The sequence below is a fragment of the Evansella vedderi genome, from assembly GCF_030813435.1.
GTDB lineage: Bacteria > Bacillota > Bacilli > Bacillales > Salisediminibacteriaceae > Evansella > Evansella vedderi.
In genome coordinates this window covers 56,594-78,598 of record NZ_JAUSUG010000001.1, presented here as the reverse complement: position 1 = coordinate 78,598, position 22,005 = coordinate 56,594, and the positions used below count along the sequence as shown (strand labels likewise).

Here is a 22,005-nt window from a genome sequence, read left to right as displayed (position 1 = left end):
TTATTCGTCATTAAAGCTGTGAATCACTACACCTTTTACTACTCGGTTAATTTGACCTGTTATACTTGGTGTATCTGGTGTGATATTTAATTGTAAAGATTTTTTTAAAGCTAGGATCTGAGCAAATACTATATATAATAATGCTAACTGTATATCACTAGTAAAACTACTATTTTTATTACTACCTACAGGAATTACCCAATCAGCTAAGTTCTCTATCTCTTCCAATCCTTTTTCGGTTAAAACCACAATTTTGGCCCCTAACTTTTCATGAGCTAATTCTCGTAACATATCCAAATCATATTTTCTTGTGTATTCGTCCTGTGACATCAATATAATAACCATTGTCTTATTATTTACAATAGATTTTGGCCCATGACGAAAACCTAGTGAGGATTCGTGAATAGATACCACTTTCCCAGCTGTTAGTTCAAGCATTTTTAAGGATGCTTCATGAGAAGCTTCTCCTAATAAACCAGACCCTATATATACAGCACGATCAAAATCATAGGATAATATATCATCAACATTTTCGGACAGTTTATCTAGCAATTGATTGCCCGCTTCTATTAGACTGGTTTTCCACTCCTCCAATAAACTCCCTTTGGAAAAAAGCATATATGCTATTAATAACATACTAGTAAAACTACTTGTCATTGCAAGTGCTTTATCATGTGCTCGCTCCGGTGTAAGTATTGTGATAGCTTTCGCATCATTTTTTACATTCTGTGCTAATTGTCCATCTTTATTACAAGTGATAATAACCTGGTAAAATTCTGAAATCATCCTCTTACCAAGGTTTACTGTTGCAACACTTTCTGGGCTATTCCCTGATCTAGCGAAAGATACCATAACCGTAGGCACATTAGTTAAGTATTCTTTTGGATTGGAAACAATATTAGTAGTGGCAATTGCTTCAAATTGAATCGTTGGTCGTTGTTGTTTATTTAGTTCTGGCACAATTGTATTTCCTATAAAAGCAGAAGATCCAGCGCCTGTAAAGATAACTCTAACATGATCATATTTCTTATATATATTTTCTATAAACTCTATGAATGTACCTTTTTCTTTGTCAAAACTTTCTATTAATTCCTTCCAAACTTCTGGTTGTTGGTAGATTTCTGTAGCTGTAAAAATTGCTTTCCTTTCTTTCATGTTCTCAAGTATTGCTTTTTGCATATTTATCCTCCTCAAGTTGTAATAAAGATTTGTACTTACTTTTTTAGATTTTCAAAAGTCGACGGATGCAGCTCCGAAGCGAAGCTAGCAAACGTTTTTACGACGAGTAATCGAAAGAGCAGAGGAAGAGACACAGTTTTTTTCCCGAGGGGGCTGAAGAGTTGCCCACGGAAAGGGAGTGCCTGAAGCGTAAATCAACTTCCAAATGTTAGCGTATGTGATTTACAACTACTTCTTCCTTCAACCTTTCCACATCGTTTACTTTTACAAGACCAGCAAAAGGCTGTAATGCATTTGCACTGCCACATGCGACAGCAAGTGATAACGTTTCAGAGATCGTAAGGTTATCGTAGAAACCTTTTACAAGGCCTGCAACCATTGCATCTCCGCAACCAATCGTATTGATTACCTCTATTTGTGGCGGAATAGCATGATACACTTTTTCCTTTGTGCTGAACATTGCCCCGTCTTTTCCTAAGGAGATACAAATATTCTTTATCCCTTTACTATGAAGGAATTGGCATGCTTCTATTATATCTTCTTTTGTTACTTTCTCCTTTCCTAACAACTCTTTTATTTCGTGTTCATTCGGTTTAATGAGGAATGGAGAAGAATTGTTGATTGCCTGTTTCAAAGGAGCGCCACTCGTATCAAGGATTGCCCTTGAATCATATTTATTTATTATATTTATTAGTTGGGCATAACCATCCTCAGGACAGTTTACCGGTAGGCTTCCTGATAAAACGACATATTTACTTGTCTTGGAAATTTCCTCTACGTAAACACATATTTCATCCCAATCTTGAGGAGAGATGACGGGGCCCGTTTCTAATATTTCTGTTTCTTCGTTTGAACTTTCGTCCATGAGCGTTAAACATACCCTTGATTCTCCTTCTACTTCCACAAAATGATGAGGAATATTTTTGGAGGATAGGAGATGTTTAATTTTCTTTCCATTGTAGCCAGCTGCATAGCCGCTAACAGTGATTTCCTGTCCAAGAATATGCAGTATCTTTGCTACATTCACCCCCTTCCCTCCAGGCTCTACGAAACTTTTATTTACCCGATTCGTACAACCAAATTTAACGTGAGACAGGTAATATGTAGTATCAAGTGCTGTATTTAAAGTAATAGTCGTAATCATTTTGCATACACCTTTTTTTGTAATAGCCCAATTTTATTCATTACTAAATTCTTCACTGCTTCCTGTGCAGGTAAAAAATATTTTCTTGGATCATCTTGCCCAGGGTTATCAAAAAGGTAATTTCTAAGCTCTTTTGCAAAAACGACTTTTAATTCAGTAGAAAAATTTACTTTTGCAATTCCGAATTTGAGAGCATTTTGTAAGCTTGAATCTGGAATACCAGAAGCACCATGCATAACTAATGGACAATTTGTTCGATTATAGATTTCTTCCAGTATGTCTAGTCTTAACTTTGGCTCTCTCTTATACATACCATGAGCAGTCCCAAATGCAGGAGCAAAGGAATCTACTTTTGTTTCTGAAATAAACATTTCAGCAGCAACTGGGTCAGTATACGTAGCAAGTGATTCATCTACAGTTAGATCATCTTCTACCCCACCGATCGTTCCTAACTCAGCTTCTACAGGAACTCCGATTGGATTAGCTGCATCAACAACGCGTTTTACAAGTGCAACATTATCATTGAAAGAAAGATGTGAACCATCAATCATTACTGACGTATAACCTGATCGTAAACATTTCATTACAATATCAAAGGAATTACCATGATCTAAGTGAAGAGCAACAGGCACTTTAGAAACAGCCGCCATTTCTTCTGCAATTGCTCGAAGGAACCTAATACCGACATAGTTAATTGTTCCAGGAGTGGTTTGTAGTATCACAGGGGTGTCCATCATTTCTGCACCTGATATAATTCCTTTCATTATCTCCAAGTTATGTGCACCAAAAGCACCAATAGCATAATGATTTTCATAAGCATCTTTCAAGATTTCTTTTGTAGATACGAGTGCCATATCTATCACCCTCCATTTGATGGGTTGTTGGTACAACCCTTTCTAAAATTTAAACTCATAGGTAAAACTATGAGTCTTTATTTCTACTTTCATATTTGAAAATATCATAACACCCTAATATTGTCACGTCAACCCAACAACTAGGTTTATGTACTTTCAATACATTGACCAAAGCCTAGAAATGTTTACTGATTACTTCCCAGACTCTAGCAGTATTGATTCCAAATATAAACCGATAGATATTGAATGGACGACTAGAATTTGGACTGGAATGCTATGATGAGTCATGTATTTTGGGTGACTACTATTACTTTGAAGCATTAATACGCCTTGCTAAAGATTGGGAATTATACTGGTAAACGAAAGCGTACTAAAAATAGTAGGGGTTACGATTTCCCTACTATTTTTTAGTACGCTTTTAACTTGTTTCTTTAAGGAGATAAAGGGGGGCTGGGAAAAAAGTGTTTTTATAAATGACAAATTATGTCCCAATCTCATCCTATTTATTTTGTGAGTTCAGTGTAAAAACGACACCGATCCCCTCTAACTATCGACTTACAAAACTCTATAGGTACTCCTTTATCCGTATATGCAATTCTTTCTATCAACAGAGCTGGTTTACCTACTTCCGTTTCGAGGTAGTTACTTTCATTATCCCTTATTAATACTGGTTCAAATGCTTCCTTTGCACGTGAAACCGTGATATTGAATTCTTCATCCAGTAAATCATACAGAGAAATAGTTCCTATTCTGTTTAAGACATGTATATCTTTAATAAATTTACTTGGTAAAAAAGATGATTCTAAGATAAAAGGTTCCTTATTTGCACTCCGCAAACGTTTTATTTCTATTACCGATTCCCCATCGGATAATTCTAAAGCTTCCTTCATTTTTGAAGTTGGGAATACATTTTCTATGTTAAGCAAAGTATCACTTGGGTTCATCCCCTTTTCCTTTAATACTTTACTAAAGCTATAAAAATTTGTTAATGATTGCTCTAATTTAGGTTTAGAAACAAAAGTCCCCTTTCCTTGTACACGGTATAAAATTCCATCCTGCACTAATTCTTCAATAGCCTTTTTGGCTGTATTTCTACTAACTTCATATTGACTCATCAATTCATTTTCAGAAGGTATTTTATCACCCGGATTCCAAATACCATTATCAATGGAAGCTTTTAGTATTTCCTTTAACTGATGGTAAAGCGGAATAACACTATTATGCTGTAGCTGCATCATAACCTCCCCCTCCCTTTATATTGCGTATTGTCAAAACTTTTTATAGAAAATAGGTTATAAAATCTTATATATTGAGGGTTTTTGAGCAAAAAAATTGCCACCCCCTAAATTCTGTAGATAATTGAGGTTACCACACACCCAATTCCCAGAATAGGAAGTGACAAAAGTTGTACCCTCAAATTATAACCTATTTACTTACATTTATAAAATATCAAGACCAAATAATTAGAACTTTACTTACACTACTTATTGGTAAAAGTATGTTCGAAAAGCCAAAGTCTACGGAAACTCCTATAAATAAACCTTATCGAAAACTACAGGTAGACGATCTTCCGATCGTGGAAACCTACGAAAAGTTAGACTATAAGGAACTCTTACAGGATCATTTAGTAGCTAAAGGTAAGCCTCTCAAACTAGTGAAAAGACATGCAAAATCTACGCCTGTTCCTACAACAACAAAATGTCCAAAGTGTGGTGCTCCGTCTGAGTATTTATACGCTAATAACGGAGCTAAAGGACAATACCAATGTAAAGTGTGTACGTGTCTTTTCAGCGAAAAGAACCGTTATCTTAAAGAAGCTATTCTCAAGTGTCCTCACTGTTCCAAATCATTAGAAAAAGTGAAGAAAAGAAAAGACTTTGACGTCTACAAGTGGGTCCCCTTCGCCCTTGTTAAACAACTGTTAAACCATTGGCGTGTTTGTCAAGAGCGATTGCGGCAGCCTTCCACTTACCTGAGAGTAAAGCAACTACAGTTTACCGTGTTTTTTTCATAGAACTTTTGACACTACCTTATATTGTTTTTTAATACAATTAGTCTATATATCAAGTGAATTATAGCTACTCCAATTAGACGTGTCAACCCAACAACTTAAATATAGCTTTATTACTTTGTTTAACTTCTTCATCGGAAACTGTTATCCCCAAAAGAAAAAGTGTATAAGTCGGTAAAACTTAATTCTTCTCTCCGTTTGAATATTTGTTTTTACATAGTTAACATATTTTCCATTTGGTGATATTTGGGGGTGTTCCAACACATGAAGGCTAAATAAATTATTCCAGATCAATACCCACGCTTCCTCTTCGAATGGATGAAATAAAAAGGAGCTGGGACAAAAGTATTTTTACTAATAAGAAATCCGAACAAACTAGATGAAGGTGCAATCTACCCGCTTCGGAAATATACTTCGCTAAGGGAGTGTATTGTTCGTATTTCCGTTTAAACACTTTAGTTATGTCCCAGCCTCTTTAATTTAAGGATGTTTTATAAAATTTTTACAGCCCGAACTTATCGGTTTCGGTCAGTAGCATTCCGTGTTTCTCTGTTCAAGTCATTCATAATTTCTGAAAAACCGGTACCAATCTGATCGAATGGTGTGCCTCCACGAAGTTGGTTATCCATTGAGCGAATACGTCTTATCGTTTCCTTGTCTGTTACAACAATGACATTATTGCCATTTGCTAAACCACTTGCTGTACGTTCAATTTCATCTCTTATATCGACATTATTCTCTTCTGTGGTTACAGCAACTATTACATCATCACCATGTATGAGTGCTCGTGCTTCTTCCACTCCATCTATACTTTCAATTCGGTCAACTAGTCTTTGAACAGTTTGTCCATCATAGTCAGCATGGTAATTCATCCTGGATTGATCTTGATTATTACCGGTTCTGTTCCCTAAGTTGCGTCCAGATTGACCTTGTCCACTTCGACCCAACCCTTGTGTTCCAAAGGCTCCATTTCCACCTCGACCATTTTGGTCAATTCCTTGCCCACTTAAAGCTCCGTTTCCACCTTGACCTGTTTGATCAGCTCTTTGGCCATAAAACATGCCCGTTCGAGTTTCTCTTGATTGATCGATAACTGCACCCCCGAATGGACGTGTTTGACCTACTGCTCCTTGTTCTGTTTCTGGCCCTCGAAAATTATTAGCTCCTACATCGGCTGGGTCATTGTTACCACAGCCAGTCACCCCTGCTAAAAGCAATGTTGCAATTGAAATCGAAACAGCATATTTTTTCATTTTTTAACCTCCTTTCCCTTATATCATGGCTTGTTGTTCACAATATACGCAGGGTAGTTGTTGGAATCTTACTAATCCACTTCGAGAAAACTATGTAGCGGTTATCAATTCTTAGTAAAAACAAATAGAGAATAAGTTGAAATGCAACTATAAAAAATAGCTGAAACGGAAAAAAATTGCTCCAATAAAAAAGAGAGTATACATTATTATCGTATCCCCCCTTTCTTTGAACATAGTGTAATATTAAACATCTGATTGGTTAAAAATATATATTAAATACACCTGAAAAAACTGTATCAGATCCATTGTATAAATTAGCCTTTATAAGCCATTTCTCTTACACAAATTCGGCAAAGCTCAAATTTCCCTAATACAGAATGGGGCCGCCACATTTTTCGCAGCGACTATACTTTTGAACCTAAAATTTCGGAACTCGTTTTGCTTTTTCTATCATTGATTTCTTAGCCATATACTTAACTCCATTTCTATTAGCATTTTTTAGTTAACCCTTTATTTATTTTGCTGTTTCATTTGTAACTCCACGGAAATATAGGATTTTTATGCTATAAATGCGGAATGTCGCGATAACTTTCGGGTACCGACAAGTTGCTTGATGACGGAAGAACTACTTATAACTTTATCTTCCAAATACAAAGCCACCCACAAATTCTTATGTTATCACTACCGTTAAATAACTGTTTAAAGTAAAACACACAAAATGCTTGGTTTTTTTAAACCAAGCATTTGTAGATACAAGGACCGTTCAAGCAAACGACATATATAATGAAGCAGCGGAGCCGTCCGAAACCAGTGAAAAAGCGTATAAACTTTGTGGCAACGGCTTAGCTCATTGCCATTCGGACTGGTAAAAAAGGGGAAAGCACTCTTCTCACCAGCCGCGAACCGGCCCTATGCTTCTTTCTTCTTTTATTGTGCTGTGTACCCACCATCAATGATTAAGGAATTACCCGTCATGAAAGTAGAGTCATCGCTAGCCATAAATAATACCGCTTTTGCCATTTCTTCTGGTTTACCTAAACGTTTCATTGGTGTTGCATTTGTTAGGAATTCTCTATCTGCATCACCTAGAATTGGCGTTTCAATAAATCCTGGACATAAGGCATTGATACGAATATTACGTTCTGCAAATTCTAAGGCAAGTGAACGAGTTAAGTTCACGACACCAGCTTTTGCTGCATTATATGCAGCACTTCCAGGTGCGCCAACCCATCCATACATAGATGCCGTATTAACGATAACACCACTACCAGCTTTTAAGAACTCTTTAATCGCAGCTTGTGCCACTAAAAATACACCATCTAAATCAACTTCTACTGTTTTTCTCCATTCTGCATATGTTAATTCTTCTGTAGGTTTTACTGCACCAATTCCAGCATTATTAAATAGAATATCAACTTTACCAAAAGTAGATAATGTTGTACTAAAAATATTCTTCACTTCTTCTTCACTTGTTACATCTGCTTTTACAAAAAGAGCTTCAGCCCCTTGAGATTTTAGCTCTGCTTCAAAAGCAGCACCTTTTTCTTCATTCATATCTACTAATATTAATTTTGCCCCTTCAGATGCAAATAAACGTGCTGTTGCTGCACCAATACCAGATACGCCACCAGTGATAACTGCTACTTTATCTTGTAATTTACCCATTTTAAATCCCCCTGTTATAATATTTATATGCTATTTTCATTAGTATAACGCTTACAATTTTATTGTATGAGCATTTTGGTTATAGTCCAACCAGCAATATTTTTTTAATTGTCTACTAGATAGACATAGTTTGGGCAATTGTCTATTTACTATACTTTTGTTTTAAAAAAGTCGATTATTGGAGGGGCACACATGGAGGAACAATTTATAACACCACGCAAAAACAGAACAAAAGAACACTTTCAATTAGCACTCATTCAATTAATTAAAGAGAAAGGTTTCCGTACTGTCACAGTCAAAGATATTGTCGAATATTCCAAATATAACCGAAGTACGTTCTATACACACTACCATGATAAGTTCTATTTAGCAGAAGAATTACTTTATTCTATGTTCAAAGGGCTAGAAGAGGCTGTCGGAAAACCATATCAACACAATAAAGAAGTAAATACAGAGTACCTGAACACTAGATCTTTTGAAATTATTACTTATGTCTATAGGAATCGTAACTTTTTCGAATTAATAAACTTTCAAGATACCATTCCTGAAATACATATAATATTTCCAGAAACCATATTAAAAATCTACCAGGAAAATTTTGAATTTAAAACCATTAACAACTTACCTGTTAATATGGATTACTTCAAACGTTACACAGCATATGGCTTTTATGGTCTTTTAACTAATTGGATAAACACGGGTTTTAAAACTTCTCAGGAAGAATTTATTAAGGAAGTTATTAAATTGTCGCAGACCCATATGGCTTCGGTTCGCTACATTGGAGAGAGAGAGTTTTAAAAAGGGTGCCTGATCTTCAACTATTGCACCCATTTTGTTTAAATACTATAAACTCTCTTATTATATACTAATAAAAAAAGATGAATATTTTTAATTATTTATTATTACTTGGGGAACCTGGGGGATGGTAACGTGGTGGCTCTTTTAACCAACCTCTTGATTTCATAAGGCTTTTCAAAGATGCAGCATAATTCATTAGATTTACCATCATTTGTATAAAGAGGATACCAACATCACTTCTTATGGTTTGACTCATTGCTTGTGCACAAAAAGTTATAGAAGATGCTACTTTAACTGAAATTAAATTTGCTATTTCTTCATCAGTTAACCTAACTCCTTCTGGAACCTCGTTAGGGTTAGATTTTGTTTTTTCACCTTGACTTGTTGGAATTGGGATACCTTCATCCTTCATAAAGGTTAGAATTCGTTGAGTATCAGCAGTTGACCCCTGTAATGCTTTCTCTAATGCGTGCTTTAAATCAGTATCAACGGTCATATTTAAGCCTATTTGATAGAGTGCTTGCGCTTCATGAAAGGCAGTCATGGTTGCCCATAAATCCATAACTTCTCCAACATGTAGGGCAGGTTTTGGCTCCTCATCCACAAAAGTTTTTAATACATTGGTTATTGCTTCAATAGGACTTGTCATTATTTAAACCTCCAACAAAAATAATTTCGGCAAAAAAATATAATGTTTAACTTAAGAATTTTCACTTTTATAAAGCTTAATAACCAAAGTTTTTTACTTTGTTATTATCTGTATAAAAAAAGTAAATAATACAATAAATTCCCTTGTAACTAATTTTATGTACTCATAATCCCTATCATTATAATTATTCCTATACCTCTTTTAGATTTGCCTTCATTAAGGAGGAAATCTGTTGCTCATCTGTATTTGAAATTAGTTCTAGTTGATTAATAACTAGCTCTTGTCGTTGTAATGAATGGTTTTGACTTAATTAGCTTTTCCTTCTATCTTATTAATTTTTATTTTAAAACCTTGGACTCCTTTGTTCATACCAGCAAGAAACTCAGCATCTACTTCTTGTAATCTGTATGAACTGTTAGGAGCTTCATACTTCAATACCATATCCTGTAAAGAGTCAGTTAACTCATGTTCATCCTCTAAAAGCTCGACTTCTCCGTAAACATGAACAGTTACATAATTCCATGTTGGTACAGCTTTATTCGTCTCATACCAAGATGGAGAGATATAACAATGAGGACCATGAAATATCACTAAGACCGTTTGATTTAAGATATCTTTCCACTGAGGGTTTGAACGAGCAAAATGGCCATATAAGTATGTATTCTCCTTGTTCAAAATTAACGGTAAATGAGTAGCAAATGGTACTCCATTGTGTTGAGAAAAAAGTGTTGCAAAGCTATGTTCATTTATAATGTTGTAAATCATTGTTTCATCTTTAATTTTAAAGTGGGAAGGAATATACATGAGGTTTTCCCCTCTCAAAATTTTCTAATTTATACTGTATAAATTCTCAATGAAATACCAAATAACATTTCTAAAAGTGTTCTCCCCAATACTTCATTAGTAGCAGTGGCAGCTTCTTGTGCTACTGCATCCGTTAGCTTAACAACATCGTTATAGAAACAAAAAATACAAACAAAGAAGCAATAGTACTTGAATACCCCGAAAATGCCTTTTTATCTTTTTTTAGTTCAATTACTCCTGTCAGTAATACAGAAAAACTTAATATCAGCATTAAATAAGGCATAAACTCAAAATTCTGAGTGAAAAGACTATAACCTGCTAAAACAATTACGATAACCGATAAGATATTTCTTAACATTTTCACAACATTTCTCCCCCAATACTTATAAGATGAGCACTGCTCTGCTATCGCACTCGGAATGGCTATAAAAGTGTTGTCCTCTAGCCCCAGCAGCATAATTCATATTAACGGCTTCACCCGTTTTTCCTGATAATTCCTCTACCCACCAGTGAAAACTATAGTTTCCAACACCATAGTTTTCATAGCCAGAATTATTCTTAAAAGAAGTTGTAGATCGGACCACCCCAATTTTCTTTTTTTATTCGAGGCTATATATTGTCCTAGCTATCAATGGCAACTGAACATTAAATTTCCTAATTCAGACTCTTTTAGAAATAAGTTTTTAACTTCTTCAAACCTTTGTAAATCTGGCTTTGGTATTCTATCTATTTCTCCCATTTCACATGCCATTCTGTACCAATAAATCTGCCATTTGATGAGAAAACGTATATCATATGTTCTTTCTATTTAAGATAGCCTTAACGAAATCCGTTTTATCTTGAGCGTATTTATGTTTATTTCCTTGGCTTGCTGATATTAGTTCTTGTTTTAGTTTTTCATATTGATTTCTTGCCGTTTCATTTTCTCTCAAATAATCCCTAAAAAATAACTGCTCCAGTAAATACCTATTTCCACTTTGATACATATGTATTTGATGTGTTCTTGGATCACCTTTAGTAAAGTAATGTCTATCTGGCAATACCCTTGTCCCTTTATACGAGTAACCAAGTTCTTCTAGTGGGGTTCTACATTTGTCCCCATCCTCAAAATCTTTTAGTTCAACTGCAATATCTATAATTGGCTTGGCACTTAAATTTTTAATTGCTGTACTTCCTATATGGTGAACAGCAACTATATACTTACCTATTTTATTTTGCATTCTCTCTTTCTCTACTATAAACTCCTTTTCCCATTTATTAGTCCAAGGTATTAAAAAAACCTCTCCTTTAGGTAAACCTAGCATTTTATCACCTCCAAAAACACCCTAACACTTTAGTTTAATTTATAAAAAAAATATATAAAAACTCCAATAGCAACAACTAAAATTGTTAAAAATCTACTAAGACATCCTCCTCTTTTTAATTATTACGAATAATTAGGAAGTAAGTTTCACATTTAAGTCATATTCTATTAATTTCCCCTTCGTTTTAATGGCATTTCCTCATGATTAAAGGCATGAAAAAAAGGGCTACATCTATTACAGCCCGTGATTTTACTTTAGTTTAAAATAGTTTTTCATAAATGTAATTGGTATTTTCATGATAAAAGATATACAATGGCTTATTCATCTAAGAAACGTATCCATTCATTTGAATCCTACGTTTTCAGTGCTAACCCGGGGAAACAGCCAAATTTTTAACTGAAAATACGAACAATTATTACAATAGGGAAGTATATTTCCGAAGCGATTTATATGTACCATTTCTATTTCGTTCGGATTTCGCATTGATAAAAACACTTTTGTCCCATCTTCTAGACTACGTTTACTTTTTCTGTTTAAGAGATCCCTTTCACAATTTGAGTGAGCCCATCACTGATTGGTGTAGCTGGACGACCAAGAAGTTTTTCAAAATCGTTGCTTTCTATTTCAAGTGCACCTTCTCTTATACCTTCTTGAATTTTGACAAGAAAAGGAATGAGAACATCAGGTACCCCCGCCCCTTTCATTATGTCAGCATAAGTTTCGTCATTAACTTGTTTTACAGGCACTTCTTTGCCAAGGACTGTTCCAAGTACCTTTGCAAATTCTTCTTGAGTTAAGATTTTTCCAGAAAGCTCGTAAATGGTATTTTCGTGTCCTTCACCAGATAGTACATTTGCGGCAGCATCTGCATAATCTTGTTGTAATGCCCAACCTACTTTGCCGCTTCCAGCTGATGTTACCCAAGGTGCTCCTGCTAGAACACCTTGTATGCTTGGTATTTCATTTTCCAAGTACCAATTGTTCCGTAGGAAAGAATAAGGAATACCTGTTTTTATGATTGCTTCTTCTGTTGCCTTATGAGGAGGAGCAAGGAATAATTTACTTTCCATTGCGTTTGCAACGCTAGTATAAGCAATGAAATTTACACCTGCTCGTTCAGCTGCTGCAACTGCATTTGTATGCTGAAGAATTCTTGTTTCATTATCCCCATCCGCAGAATTGATAAGCAAGCGATCAACTCCAGAAAAAGCCTCGTCAAGTGTTTCCGGATGATCAAAATCACCTTGTCGAACATCTACTCCTCGAGCCCGCAATCCTTCTGCTTTTTCTGGATTACGAACACTAACAGCTAATTGGTTTACTGGTACCTTTTTTAATAAACTCTCCACAATTTTAGAACCTAATTTTCCTGTTGCTCCTGTAACTAACATTTTCATATATTATTCCCCCAGCATATTTTTTATTTTAATAATCTAACTAGGTTGAACCTTCAATCCAATACTTCACTTAGCTGTTTCTTTACGGACAATGGGAGCTACTTTTGTAGCAAATAGCTCAATACTTTCTGCCACTTTCTTAAATGGCAATCCTCCTATATCCATTTGTGCCATGAATCGTTGATGACCAAAATGTTCGTATTGTTGGAGAATTTTTTCAACAATCTGTTGAGGACTTCCTACGAATAAGCCTGTATTTGGAGCTGTCATGTATTCAAAATCTGCCCGTGATATCGTTCTTCCTGTCATTCCTCGCTGTCTATTTACATATGACCAATAATTTGAATAGTAAGGATAGAACTCATCTTTTGCTTGTTGAGTTGTTTTCGAAATATATCCATGTGCTGTTACACCAATCTTAAGATTTTCCGAGTTATGTCCAGCCTCGATGCCAGCTTTACGGTATAGATCGACCAGTCGTTTAAATCGCACTGGATCCCCGCCCAAGATAGCCATAGCCATTCCTACTCCGACTCTCCCAGCACGTTCTGCACTTTCTGGCGTTCCTCCAACACCAACCCATAAAGGTAAGCTGTTTTGTAATGGACGAGGAGCAATTTCAGCATTCCTCAATGATGATCGGAATTGACCATCCCAAGTAACTCTTTTGTTTTCATTTAACTTTAAGAATAAATGAAGATTCTCACTAAACAATTCATCATAGTTATTTATGTCAAAACCAAAAAGTGGAAAAGATTCGATAAAAGCTCCTCGACCTGTGATAATTTCTGCACGTCCATTAGACAGTAAGTCCAAAGTCGCAAAATCTTCAAACAATCGAACAGGATCAACGGTGCTTAACACAGTAGTTGAACTTGTTAATTTAATTCGATTTGTAATTTGAGCAATAGCTGCCAACACAACAGGAACCGCTGACGTGGCATAGTCTAATCGGTGGTGCTCCCCCACCCCAAACACATCTAGTCCTGCCTCATCAGCGAGTTGGGCTGCTTTTATAATCTCCTTTATTCTTAACCCAGCACTAATTGTTTCACCAGTCAATGGATCTTGTCCTATATCACCAAGTGTATATAGACCTATTTCCATTCCTGTTTTTTTAAACTCATCTTTTTCCCGCATAAATAATGCATCCCCTAACTTTTTTAGGCAATTAAGCGTATTCGATTCCCTGAAGGATCTGTCACCACAGCAGAACCATTTTCTTCTGATACATGAGCACCAATTTCTTTTAATTGGGTAATAATTTTATTTTTCTTTTCCTCACTTGAAAGGATTAGAGAAAAGGATTCAAGTCCGACACTATGAAGGGGTGGTGTAGGTGCCCCCACGCCATTCCAAGTATTTAAGCCAATATGGTGATGGTATTTGCCATCGGAAATAAAGAGTGCTTGAGGACCGAAACGGTTTACGACTTCAAATCCAAGTCCCTTCGTATAAAACTCTTCTGTGTTTTTCATATCCGATACATGCAAATGGATATGCCCCATAACCGTTTCAGCCGGTAGACCTTTCCATGACTGTTGTTTCCCAACAGATAGGAGGTCAGGGAAATTCAGTGGATCCACTGCCATTTCTACTTTACCGTTACTCCAATTCCATTCGGAAGGGTCCCGGTCTACATAGATTTCAATTCCATTTCCATCTGGGTCAGATAAATAAAGAGCTTCGCTTACAAGATGATCAGAGGAACCGAACTGTAAGCCAATATCCACAAAATGCTGCACAATTTCAGCTAAATCCGTTCGCTTAGGCAGAAGTAGTGCAAAGTGATATAATCCCGTCGTTCTTCCTTGTTTTGGAGTCACATTATCTGGTTGTTCTACTGATAATAAAGCTGTTTTTCCATCGGCACTAAATGTAGCGGACCTTGACGTTTGTTCCAACACCTTAAAGCCAATGACTTCTTTATAAAAAGCGATAGAACGTTCTAAATTTTGTATCTTTAGGTTTACTAAGCCTACAAATGTAATAGGTTCACGATGAAAATTCATTTTAGTTACCTCCTTGATAATTTATGAGACTTCAATACAATCCACTAGTTAGTTACTTTATGTAAGTAAGTATATTATTATAAATTAAATTAGTCAAGTTACTTTCTTACAAAAAGTAATTTATTTATTTTTAGAAACAGTCTATAATATAAGTAAGGAGTTGATTTAATTGGATAAGTCGATTTGCCCCAGATTTGAAAAAGGTATGGGTTTTTTGAGCCAAAGATGGACAGGGTTGATTATCTACCAGCTTCTATCTGGTCCACAGCGTTTTTGCAGTATAGAATCATCCATCGGTGTTAGTGGCAGGGTTCTATCAGAAAGGTTAAAGGATCTTGAAAACGAGGGTATAGTAAAACGAGAAGTTTTCCCAGAAACTCCCGTTAGAATCGAGTATTCATTGACTGAAAAAGGAATTGCCCTTGAACCTCTCATGCAAGAGATAGAAAAGTGGTCACAAAATTGGTTAAAAGCATAATAGTGACAACTATAGGTGATATATTTTCATAGGATACAATTAAGAGAAATTACTCCCCTTTGCATCCTTTTTATTTTTAAAATTCTTTTCATCAAAACAAGCCGAGTAGGTGTCCTAACCTACTCGGCTTCTGTTAGAGATGGATTAAAAGGGTTTCTGAATTTAATAAGAAATAGGCTAACAAAACCCCAACCATTCCGTATACAAGTGTAAATGGCATGTTATTAAGTGTGATGCGATATGGATTCTGGTTTATATTTATGGAAGTAATTGTAACCGTAACACCGTATGTACTCACACTAGCAGTCGCTAGTGCACCAGTAATTAATACAATTCCTACACTTAACGGAGTCATTATGTCATAGAGTGGTGTAACAACCTCCATTAATACACCAATTGTTGCAATCGGGTGAATTCCAAACATACTCATCGATAAAATCCATTCCCCTTCAATGCTTTCCTTCCCTGTACTCCCGGAATGACTCTGCTATTTTAATTATTTCTTCTTTGGGCATAGGTTCTGCATTACGATGCATGGGCTCCACTACATATATTCCGTTATCTATAGTCCAAACAAGAAATTGGTCTCCATAATCACTGGCAGAATAATACCCTACTTTCCCGCCAGCCAATTCTATTTTTTCATCATAAGGAATTTCCTCCGATTCTAGAATTACGGAGCTATCAGCATTAACCACCCTTATTCCCGAACCAAGATCCTCTTTGGAAAAATAAATTAATTCTATGCTCCAGTATTTTTCCTCCTCTTCATGAAGGTTCAAAAGTGTATCGCCCCTAACCTCCCTTGGACCCACATAATATGTCCCAAATGTAACTTCCGCTATTTCGAAAGGGACATAAGTTGGAAGGTAAATCCCCCTTTCCAACGTTTCCAGTTCCGTAAACTCCCTCATTTCTTCTTCCCCTGCAATTTCCCGATCCTCTCGACTATCACTAAAAAAATACATTGCCCCCATGACAATAAGGGCAATTAATACAAATGGAAAAGATTTAGTCATCATAACCTCCGAATAAGTACTTAAAGAGCGTGCTCAAAAAGTGTATTGCAATGGCTCCGCTCATTGTTTCAAGTCTGTTCAAACGGGGAAAAACAGCCCCTTTTTGAACAGACTCTTAAAAACATTTATTATATAATAACATTATATCTTGGTTATTTTAGGATAATTGTTCCATCTTTTAGAAAGGCTTTTTTTTAAAATTGCTTTTTTGTTATATATAATATGGCTTGGATATGCTACAGGCGGACGCTTTCCGCGGGCAACGCTTCAGTCTCCTCGGGAAAACCGCCCTGCGGGGTCTTCAGCTGTTGCTTTTCCCGCTGGAGTCGCCACCTTTCGCTCCTCCAAGCTTTTTTAAAAAAGCAACAAAGTTTGTGAAAAGAGCCTTTTAAAAATTGCTTTTTTGTTATATATAATATGGCTTGGATATGCTACAGGCGGACGCTTTCCGCGGGCAACGCTTCAGTCTCCTCGGGAAAACCGCCCTGCGGGGTCTTCAGCTGTTGCTTTTCCCGCTGGAGTCGCCGCCTTTCGCTCCTCCAAGCTTTTTTAAAAAAGCAACAAAGTTTGCGAAAAGAGCCTTTTAAAAATTGCTTTTTTGTTATATATAATGTGGCTTGGATATGCTACAGGCGGACGCTTTCCAGTTTTACAAGCTTTTACAAAGAAACTTTGAATATATAAGATTGCATAATACTATTTTTTAAGAAAGGTGTTAGTAGACATGAAAGAACTTATGGAACAAATCAAAACTGATTTAATGGATATCTTTACCCATTTGCATGAAAATCCAGAAGTAAGTTGGAAGGAATTCGAAACGACAAAATATCTTGCTAGTTTTTTAGAAAAACAGGGGGCCAAAGTTCGTACCTTCTCCGAGTGCACCGGAGTCATTGCAGATATTGGTGAAGGCTTCCCTGTCGTTGCTGTTCGCGCTGACATCGATGCCCTTTGGCAAGAGGTAGATGGCCAATTCCAAGCAAACCATTCGTGTGGACACGATGCCCACATGACGATAGCAATAGGGGTTTTGATGACCTTAAAAAGGCTTTCTTCTCTTCCTAAAGGGACAATCCGCTTTATTTTTCAGCCGGCAGAAGAAAAAGGTGATGGTGCTTTAACAATGGTAGATAAAGGGGTTGTAGATGATGTGGATTATTTATACGGCGTCCACCTTCGCCCGGAAATGGAGTTAAGTGACGGCTATGCCAGTCCTGCAATTATTCATGGGGGTGCCCGTTTTCTCAAAGGGACTATTCAAAGCGATGATGCCCATGGAGCAAGGCCTCATCTTGGAAAAAATGCTATTGAAGTGGGTGCTAGCTTCGTCTCCATGCTAAACGGAATTCACCTGGATCCTTTGGTACCTTATTCGGTGAAAATGACGTCCTTTCATGCTGGGGGCGAAAGTGCCAATATTATACCTGGTTCCGCCACGTTCAGCCTTGACCTAAGGGCACAGCAAAACGATACGATGGAGCAGCTAGTAACAAAGGTAAAGGATATTGCTGCATCCCTCGAAAAACTTTATAACACTTCCATTCAATTAGAAACGGCAGCAAATGTTGCTGCTGCTGAGGTTAACAGGGAAGCACAAGCTTTCATGGAGCGAGGAATAATCGAAGCATTAAGAAACGAGAAGCTCCATGCCCCTCTCGTTTCTACAGGTGGAGATGACTTTCACTTTTATACGATAAAACGCCCTCATCTAAAGGCAACGATGCTCGGTCTTGGGTGCGGTTTAACACCTGGCCTGCACCACCCGAAAATGACATTTAATAGAGAGGCAATGCTAGACGCGGTGCATATTTTGACCATCACCGTACTTGAAACGTTAAAAGAAGGAAAAAAATGAGCAAAGGCAAAGGTGAGACCACACGTGCGTAAGCACGGGGGCTCACCAGCCGCCTGCGGAAAGGGAAGTATATTTCCGAAGCGATTCATATGCTTCGTTCGGAATTCTCATTGACAAAATGCTTTTGTTCCTGCCTCATTTTTATCATTCGGGCTTACATTGTAAGGGCGATTAAGCCATTAACAGTCAGGAATAATATACACCCTATAATATAAACAAGCAGTTTCCTAAAGAACTTCTACCAAGCTACTATTACTGCTCCAATAATAACTAAAAGAATAAACACTACAAGAATAAACGCGAAGCCTGCCACAGGTCTTGTAGGTGGCGGGGCAGGGTGAACCGGTTTGAAATGATCAGTCATTGTTTATTTACCTCCTCTTATTGTATTCGATACCTATACTATGCTTAATTTACATTTGTGACTGGACAAATTATATAGATATAAAGTATAAATCTAATTTAGTTAAATCATGTAGTACAAGAAGCTTTCCAAGCTGAAAGGAGAATTTGGTGATTTTCAGGAATTTCCATTTAACGCATAAAGGTTTTCTATAACCTTCTTTTGCTTCTCACATACAATATAAAAGTATTCCCTTTGAGAATGTCATTTCTGAAACATTTATATAATTAAAAGGATGTGTTTAAACTTGTTCATGTTTAACAGAGGTGCTGTTGCTATCGTTAAAGGAGGACCATTAGCTCCTGAGATTAGTGGTGCAGTATATTTTAAAGATGTTCCAGGAGGATGTTGCGTATGTGCAGAAGTACATGGATTACCTGCTTATCAACCTACGACAAATGATGAATCTCCTATAGGTCCTCATGGTTTTCACTTACATGAAAAGGGAACGTGCGAGATCGGGAATCCAAATGAACCATTTTTAGCTGCTGGCGACCATTGGAATCCAGCCAATCAACCACATGGAAACCATGCCGGTGATTTTCCTGTTCTCTTCTCTAATAATGGATATTCTCATTTGAGCTTTTTTACAAATCGATTTAAAGTAGCTGATGTTATTGGAAAAACCGTAATTATTCATGAAAATCCAGATGATTATCGTACCCAGCCTTGTGGAAATGCTGGTAGGCGATTGGCTTGTGGTGTTATTGAATACCGATAAATAACTATTTAACTGAAAACACAGTTTGGAATATATTTTGTGAACAGCTGCCCTTTATTTTGTGGCGGCTTTTTTATAAGAAAGAAATTATTAAACAAATCAACCCTGATTTAATAGATATCTTTACCCATTTGCATGAAAATACAGAAGTGATCTGGAAGGAATTCGAAACGACAAAGTACCTTTGCTACTCCCCTCTCAAACTCTTCCCCATTGCTAAGACTTGAACACCCAATGACTGTTATCATTTCATAATTTTTACTGTAAATATATATGTGTATACCTGTCACCCTATTGGATAAAATAAGTCAAGTTCAAAATTTTAAAAAAGTGTAGATGCGAGGAGGCAAAATGGATGGAACAAATCCTTCCTTGGGTATTAATTGTAGCACCTTGGTTTTTACTATTACCTTTAGACTCCATAAGGGTTAGGCGTTTTATGTCAGTAGCTTTTTTAATCGTAGTAATAACGACCATCACTCACCAATTGGCCGAAATATATAATTGGTGGACTGTTACTAGTGATTTCCCTTTTCTTACGAATGTTTCTACCTTTGCATATGGATTGCTCCCTGTAGTAACCATTCTCATGTTTTATTTCACTTACCCAAATATTTGGTTGTTTTTTGGTGTAAACATTGTATTTGATGCGTTTCAAGCATTTGTCATTAGTCCATTTGTTTTTGAACGATTCGGCTTATATAGAATGGAGGAAATGAGCAATTTCGGACTCTTTATATTGATTATCATTCTTGTACCTGTTATTTATTTTTACCAAAGATGGTATGACAAAAAATTGAACAGTGACCATTTTTCTTAAAGGCTGTATTATAAACAATTGTTGTTTTTCGTTACATATAAAATAGTTTGGATACGCTGCGAAACTAAGCTATCAAATGTTTTTTCGACAAGTAATCGCAGGAATAGAAAAAGAGAAAGCCCACACAGGTTCCTGCAGCCTTCTTAAAAGAATGTTTTTCAAATAGAACTTATTTTTGCCATTATTTACTTAGGTTAGCTAAACCAAGCATCCTTTAACAGCATAATCCCCTCTTCGATCTCCTTTTCCGTCAATCCTCCAAATCCAAGTAGAACATGGGGCACACTCTTAGCATCATACTCTTCATAATAAACCGATGTTGGATAGACCTTTACTTTTTTGGACTGGGCGCTTTCTATTATTTCTGACTCAGTCATCCCATTCTTAACCTTCAATAAGATGTGCAGCCCCGATTCTTCTCCTATTATTACAGCTTTATCCCCTAGGTACTTTTCGATGGCGTCGATTAAAGCTTTATGTTTTCGACGATAACTCGTTCTCATTTTATTGAGGTGTCTTTCCCAATGCCCGTTTTTCATAAATAAGTAGAGTGTGTGTTGGTGCAGCCTTGAAACGGTTTGTTTATAGAGCCTGAAATGACAATTATATTTTTCTACTAAATCATTCGGCAAAATTATGTAGCTTATTCGAATGGAAGGTATCAAAGATTTCGAAAAGGTTCCTAAATAGATTACCCTGTTTTTATTATCAAGCCCCTGCAAAGATGGGATTGGCTTCCCTTTATAACGAAATTCACCATCATAATCATCCTCAATAACGTACCCCTCCGTTTCCTCCGCCCACTTCAGTAGCTCCATCCTTCGAGCGATTGGCATCACCATGCCGTTAGGAAATTGGTGGGAAGGTGTCACGTAAGTAACATTGGCTCCACTTTCCTTTAAGTGGCTGATATGAATCCCCTCCTTATCGAGGGTTATTGGCTTTATAGAAACACCTTGGTCTTGAAAAACTTGTCTCGTGCGGTGAAAACCAGGATCCTCCATGGAAAAAACATTACCTCTGCCGATAAGCATGGTCAGTAATCCTAATAAATATTGTGTTCCCGCTCCTATAACGATTTGTTCCGGTAAGCACCTTACTCCCCTTGATTGAAATAAGTAGCTGGCGATTTCCTTGCGGAGCCCTAATTCCCCTTGCCGTTCCCCGTTAAAAAATAGTAAGTTCTCTTCATCTTGAAGGGACTGAATTGTTAACTTCCGCCATATGGAGTTAGGAAAACCGTCCAAATCTGTTTTTCCATGGCTAAAATCTACTTTATATGAAATAGGTTGGTTCAAACTTTCCTCTTTACTTGGAAGGGTGACTGACTCGTTCCTATGGAATAAATCTTCATCCAGTTGATTAACGAAAATCCCTTTTCTCGGTTTACTTTGCACATACCCCTCTGCTTGCAGCTGCTCATAAGCCGTCTCGATTGTATTTTGGCTAATCCTTAAATGGGTCGATAATTTACGCTTGGATGGCAGCTTGTCCCCTGCTTTCAAATTACCTTTCTGAATTTCCTCTTTTATAAAAGTATAAAGCTGTATATATAACGGAACGCCCTTTTCTATTTCGAACATAGGGGTTATTTCTAACATGCGAATATCCTCCTAACCGGCATCTGACACCATAAATT

At 36.7% G+C, this 22,005-nt stretch carries 22 protein-coding genes and 3 pseudogenes; 6 read left to right on the top strand and 19 right to left on the bottom strand.

Annotated elements, in window-relative coordinates; genetic code table 11:
• From J2S74_RS00485 to J2S74_RS00470, 4 genes are all read right to left on the bottom strand, one after another.
• Nucleotides 1–1,179 (bottom strand): SIS domain-containing protein, encoded by a 1,179-nt coding sequence (locus tag J2S74_RS00485; RefSeq protein WP_307320461.1) that lies wholly within the window; start codon nt 1,177–1,179, stop codon nt 1–3.
• A 208-nt stretch (nt 1,180–1,387) separates the two neighbouring features.
• Nucleotides 1,388–2,323 (bottom strand): 1-phosphofructokinase, encoded by a 936-nt coding sequence (gene pfkB / locus J2S74_RS00480; protein WP_307320459.1) that lies wholly within the window; start codon nt 2,321–2,323, stop codon nt 1,388–1,390.
• Complete coding sequence (locus J2S74_RS00475) at nt 2,320–3,177, bottom strand: class II fructose-bisphosphate aldolase (protein WP_307320457.1); 858 nt, start codon at nt 3,175–3,177, stop codon at nt 2,320–2,322. The genes pfkB and J2S74_RS00475 overlap by 4 nt, the downstream gene beginning before the upstream one ends.
• Before the next feature lie 503 nt (nt 3,178–3,680).
• Nucleotides 3,681–4,415: a GntR family transcriptional regulator gene (locus tag J2S74_RS00470; protein WP_307320455.1), complete on the bottom strand. Its 735-nt coding sequence runs from the start codon at nt 4,413–4,415 to the stop codon at nt 3,681–3,683.
• Nucleotides 4,416–4,582: 167 nt separating this feature from the next.
• Between J2S74_RS00470 and J2S74_RS00465 the strand changes: the two are divergent.
• Nucleotides 4,583–5,068, top strand: a pseudogene (locus J2S74_RS00465) (DDE-type integrase/transposase/recombinase); the annotation flags it as partial.
• A 635-nt stretch (nt 5,069–5,703) separates the two neighbouring features.
• Here the strand turns inward: J2S74_RS00465 and J2S74_RS00460 are convergent.
• The 3 genes and pseudogenes from J2S74_RS00460 to J2S74_RS00450 form a co-directional block, all read right to left on the bottom strand.
• Entirely contained in the window at nt 5,704–6,441 is a 738-nt protein-coding gene (locus J2S74_RS00460; RefSeq protein ID WP_307320451.1) for a YhcN/YlaJ family sporulation lipoprotein, read from the bottom strand.
• Nucleotides 6,442–6,755: 314 nt separating this feature from the next.
• A pseudogene (locus J2S74_RS00455) lies at nt 6,756–6,910 on the bottom strand (type Z 30S ribosomal protein S14).
• Between the two features lie 458 nt (nt 6,911–7,368).
• Nucleotides 7,369–8,106 (bottom strand): SDR family NAD(P)-dependent oxidoreductase, encoded by a 738-nt coding sequence (locus J2S74_RS00450; protein ID WP_307320448.1) that lies wholly within the window; start codon nt 8,104–8,106, stop codon nt 7,369–7,371.
• Between the two features lie 192 nt (nt 8,107–8,298).
• Between J2S74_RS00450 and J2S74_RS00445 the strand changes: the two genes are divergently transcribed.
• Nucleotides 8,299–8,904 (top strand): TetR/AcrR family transcriptional regulator, encoded by a 606-nt coding sequence (locus tag J2S74_RS00445; protein ID WP_307320445.1) that lies wholly within the window; start codon nt 8,299–8,301, stop codon nt 8,902–8,904.
• Nucleotides 8,905–8,998: 94 nt separating this feature from the next.
• On the opposite strand, the gene J2S74_RS00440 is transcribed toward J2S74_RS00445, so the two are convergent.
• From J2S74_RS00440 to J2S74_RS00405, 8 genes and pseudogenes are all read right to left on the bottom strand, one after another.
• On the bottom strand, nt 8,999–9,553 hold the full coding sequence (locus J2S74_RS00440) for a DUF3231 family protein (protein WP_307320442.1): 555 nt from the start codon (nt 9,551–9,553) through the stop codon (nt 8,999–9,001).
• A gap of 190 nt (nt 9,554–9,743) precedes the next feature.
• Nucleotides 9,744–10,357 (bottom strand): annotated as a pseudogene (locus J2S74_RS00435) (FMN-binding negative transcriptional regulator).
• Nucleotides 10,358–10,490: 133 nt separating this feature from the next.
• The gene (locus tag J2S74_RS00430; protein ID WP_307321402.1) at nt 10,491–10,715 is read right to left on the bottom strand and encodes a DUF3953 domain-containing protein; all 225 of its coding nucleotides are present in this window, start codon (nt 10,713–10,715) and stop codon (nt 10,491–10,493) included.
• Between the two features lie 25 nt (nt 10,716–10,740).
• The gene (locus J2S74_RS00425; protein WP_307320439.1) at nt 10,741–10,941 is read right to left on the bottom strand and encodes a hypothetical protein; all 201 of its coding nucleotides are present in this window, start codon (nt 10,939–10,941) and stop codon (nt 10,741–10,743) included.
• A gap of 207 nt (nt 10,942–11,148) precedes the next feature.
• On the bottom strand, nt 11,149–11,661 hold the full coding sequence (locus J2S74_RS00420; RefSeq protein ID WP_307320437.1) for a GrpB family protein: 513 nt from the start codon (nt 11,659–11,661) through the stop codon (nt 11,149–11,151).
• Between the two features lie 533 nt (nt 11,662–12,194).
• Nucleotides 12,195–13,058: an SDR family oxidoreductase gene (locus J2S74_RS00415; protein ID WP_307320434.1), complete on the bottom strand. Its 864-nt coding sequence runs from the start codon at nt 13,056–13,058 to the stop codon at nt 12,195–12,197.
• Between the two features lie 66 nt (nt 13,059–13,124).
• Nucleotides 13,125–14,198 carry an LLM class flavin-dependent oxidoreductase gene (locus tag J2S74_RS00410; protein ID WP_307320431.1) on the bottom strand — a complete coding sequence of 358 codons (1,074 nt, stop codon included), beginning with the start codon at nt 14,196–14,198 and terminating at the stop codon, nt 13,125–13,127.
• Nucleotides 14,199–14,221: 23 nt separating this feature from the next.
• Nucleotides 14,222–15,070 (bottom strand): VOC family protein, encoded by an 849-nt coding sequence (locus J2S74_RS00405; protein ID WP_307320429.1) that lies wholly within the window; start codon nt 15,068–15,070, stop codon nt 14,222–14,224.
• Nucleotides 15,071–15,239: 169 nt separating this feature from the next.
• On the opposite strand from J2S74_RS00405, the gene J2S74_RS00400 reads away from it, so the two are divergent.
• A complete protein-coding gene (locus J2S74_RS00400; protein ID WP_307320426.1) occupies nt 15,240–15,548 on the top strand; it encodes a winged helix-turn-helix transcriptional regulator in 309 nt (102 codons plus the stop codon).
• 133 nt (nt 15,549–15,681) lie between these two features.
• Here J2S74_RS00400 and J2S74_RS00395 read toward each other — a convergent pair whose 3' ends face one another.
• Together J2S74_RS00395 and J2S74_RS00390 are read right to left on the bottom strand one after the other, a co-directional pair.
• Nucleotides 15,682–15,978 carry a hypothetical protein gene (locus tag J2S74_RS00395; protein ID WP_307320423.1) on the bottom strand — a complete coding sequence of 99 codons (297 nt, stop codon included), beginning with the start codon at nt 15,976–15,978 and terminating at the stop codon, nt 15,682–15,684.
• 19 nt (nt 15,979–15,997) lie between these two features.
• A complete protein-coding gene (locus tag J2S74_RS00390) occupies nt 15,998–16,567 on the bottom strand; it encodes a DUF4367 domain-containing protein (protein WP_307320420.1) in 570 nt (189 codons plus the stop codon).
• Between the two features lie 724 nt (nt 16,568–17,291).
• On the opposite strand from J2S74_RS00390, the gene J2S74_RS00385 reads away from it, so the two are divergent.
• A complete protein-coding gene (locus tag J2S74_RS00385; protein WP_307320418.1) occupies nt 17,292–18,422 on the top strand; it encodes a M20 peptidase aminoacylase family protein in 1,131 nt (376 codons plus the stop codon).
• Nucleotides 18,423–18,660: 238 nt separating this feature from the next.
• Here J2S74_RS00385 and yjcZ read toward each other — a convergent pair whose 3' ends face one another.
• Entirely contained in the window at nt 18,661–18,786 is a 126-nt protein-coding gene (yjcZ, locus tag J2S74_RS00380; RefSeq protein ID WP_307320416.1) for a sporulation protein YjcZ, read from the bottom strand.
• Between the two features lie 292 nt (nt 18,787–19,078).
• Between yjcZ and J2S74_RS00375 the strand changes: the two genes are divergently transcribed.
• Complete coding sequence (locus tag J2S74_RS00375) at nt 19,079–19,546, top strand: superoxide dismutase family protein (RefSeq protein ID WP_307320413.1); 468 nt, start codon at nt 19,079–19,081, stop codon at nt 19,544–19,546.
• Between the two features lie 355 nt (nt 19,547–19,901).
• Nucleotides 19,902–20,366, top strand: coding sequence for a hypothetical protein (locus J2S74_RS00370; RefSeq protein WP_307320411.1), 465 nt, complete (start codon nt 19,902–19,904; stop codon nt 20,364–20,366).
• 194 nt (nt 20,367–20,560) lie between these two features.
• Here J2S74_RS00370 and pdxR read toward each other — a convergent pair whose 3' ends face one another.
• On the bottom strand, nt 20,561–21,967 hold the full coding sequence (gene pdxR, locus J2S74_RS00365; protein ID WP_307320410.1) for a MocR-like pyridoxine biosynthesis transcription factor PdxR: 1,407 nt from the start codon (nt 21,965–21,967) through the stop codon (nt 20,561–20,563).
• Nucleotides 21,968–22,005 lie beyond the last annotated feature (38 nt).

Excerpts from the sequence above, each read along its gene's own strand:
- J2S74_RS00485 (WP_307320461.1), bottom strand. The coding sequence starts at position 1,179 with ATGCAAAAAGCAATACTTGAGAACATGAAAGAAAGGAAAGCAATTTTT.
- pfkB (WP_307320459.1), bottom strand. The coding sequence starts at position 2,323 with ATGATTACGACTATTACTTTAAATACAGCACTTGATACTACATATTAC.
- J2S74_RS00475 (WP_307320457.1), bottom strand. The coding sequence starts at position 3,177 with ATGGCACTCGTATCTACAAAAGAAATCTTGAAAGATGCTTATGAAAAT.
- J2S74_RS00470 (WP_307320455.1), bottom strand. The coding sequence starts at position 4,415 with ATGATGCAGCTACAGCATAATAGTGTTATTCCGCTTTACCATCAGTTA.
- J2S74_RS00460 (WP_307320451.1), bottom strand. The coding sequence starts at position 6,441 with ATGAAAAAATATGCTGTTTCGATTTCAATTGCAACATTGCTTTTAGCA.
- J2S74_RS00450 (WP_307320448.1), bottom strand. The coding sequence starts at position 8,106 with ATGGGTAAATTACAAGATAAAGTAGCAGTTATCACTGGTGGCGTATCT.
- J2S74_RS00445 (WP_307320445.1), top strand. The coding sequence starts at position 8,299 with ATGGAGGAACAATTTATAACACCACGCAAAAACAGAACAAAAGAACAC.
- J2S74_RS00440 (WP_307320442.1), bottom strand. The coding sequence starts at position 9,553 with ATGACAAGTCCTATTGAAGCAATAACCAATGTATTAAAAACTTTTGTG.
- J2S74_RS00430 (WP_307321402.1), bottom strand. The coding sequence starts at position 10,715 with ATGTTAAGAAATATCTTATCGGTTATCGTAATTGTTTTAGCAGGTTAT.
- J2S74_RS00420 (WP_307320437.1), bottom strand. The coding sequence starts at position 11,661 with ATGCTAGGTTTACCTAAAGGAGAGGTTTTTTTAATACCTTGGACTAAT.
- J2S74_RS00415 (WP_307320434.1), bottom strand. The coding sequence starts at position 13,058 with ATGAAAATGTTAGTTACAGGAGCAACAGGAAAATTAGGTTCTAAAATT.
- J2S74_RS00410 (WP_307320431.1), bottom strand. The coding sequence starts at position 14,198 with ATGCGGGAAAAAGATGAGTTTAAAAAAACAGGAATGGAAATAGGTCTA.
- J2S74_RS00405 (WP_307320429.1), bottom strand. The coding sequence starts at position 15,070 with ATGAATTTTCATCGTGAACCTATTACATTTGTAGGCTTAGTAAACCTA.
- J2S74_RS00395 (WP_307320423.1), bottom strand. The coding sequence starts at position 15,978 with ATGAGTATGTTTGGAATTCACCCGATTGCAACAATTGGTGTATTAATG.
- J2S74_RS00390 (WP_307320420.1), bottom strand. The coding sequence starts at position 16,567 with ATGACTAAATCTTTTCCATTTGTATTAATTGCCCTTATTGTCATGGGG.
- J2S74_RS00385 (WP_307320418.1), top strand. The coding sequence starts at position 17,292 with ATGAAAGAACTTATGGAACAAATCAAAACTGATTTAATGGATATCTTT.
- yjcZ (WP_307320416.1), bottom strand. The coding sequence starts at position 18,786 with ATGACTGATCATTTCAAACCGGTTCACCCTGCCCCGCCACCTACAAGA.
- J2S74_RS00375 (WP_307320413.1), top strand. The coding sequence starts at position 19,079 with ATGTTTAACAGAGGTGCTGTTGCTATCGTTAAAGGAGGACCATTAGCT.
- J2S74_RS00370 (WP_307320411.1), top strand. The coding sequence starts at position 19,902 with ATGGAACAAATCCTTCCTTGGGTATTAATTGTAGCACCTTGGTTTTTA.
- pdxR (WP_307320410.1), bottom strand. The coding sequence starts at position 21,967 with ATGTTAGAAATAACCCCTATGTTCGAAATAGAAAAGGGCGTTCCGTTA.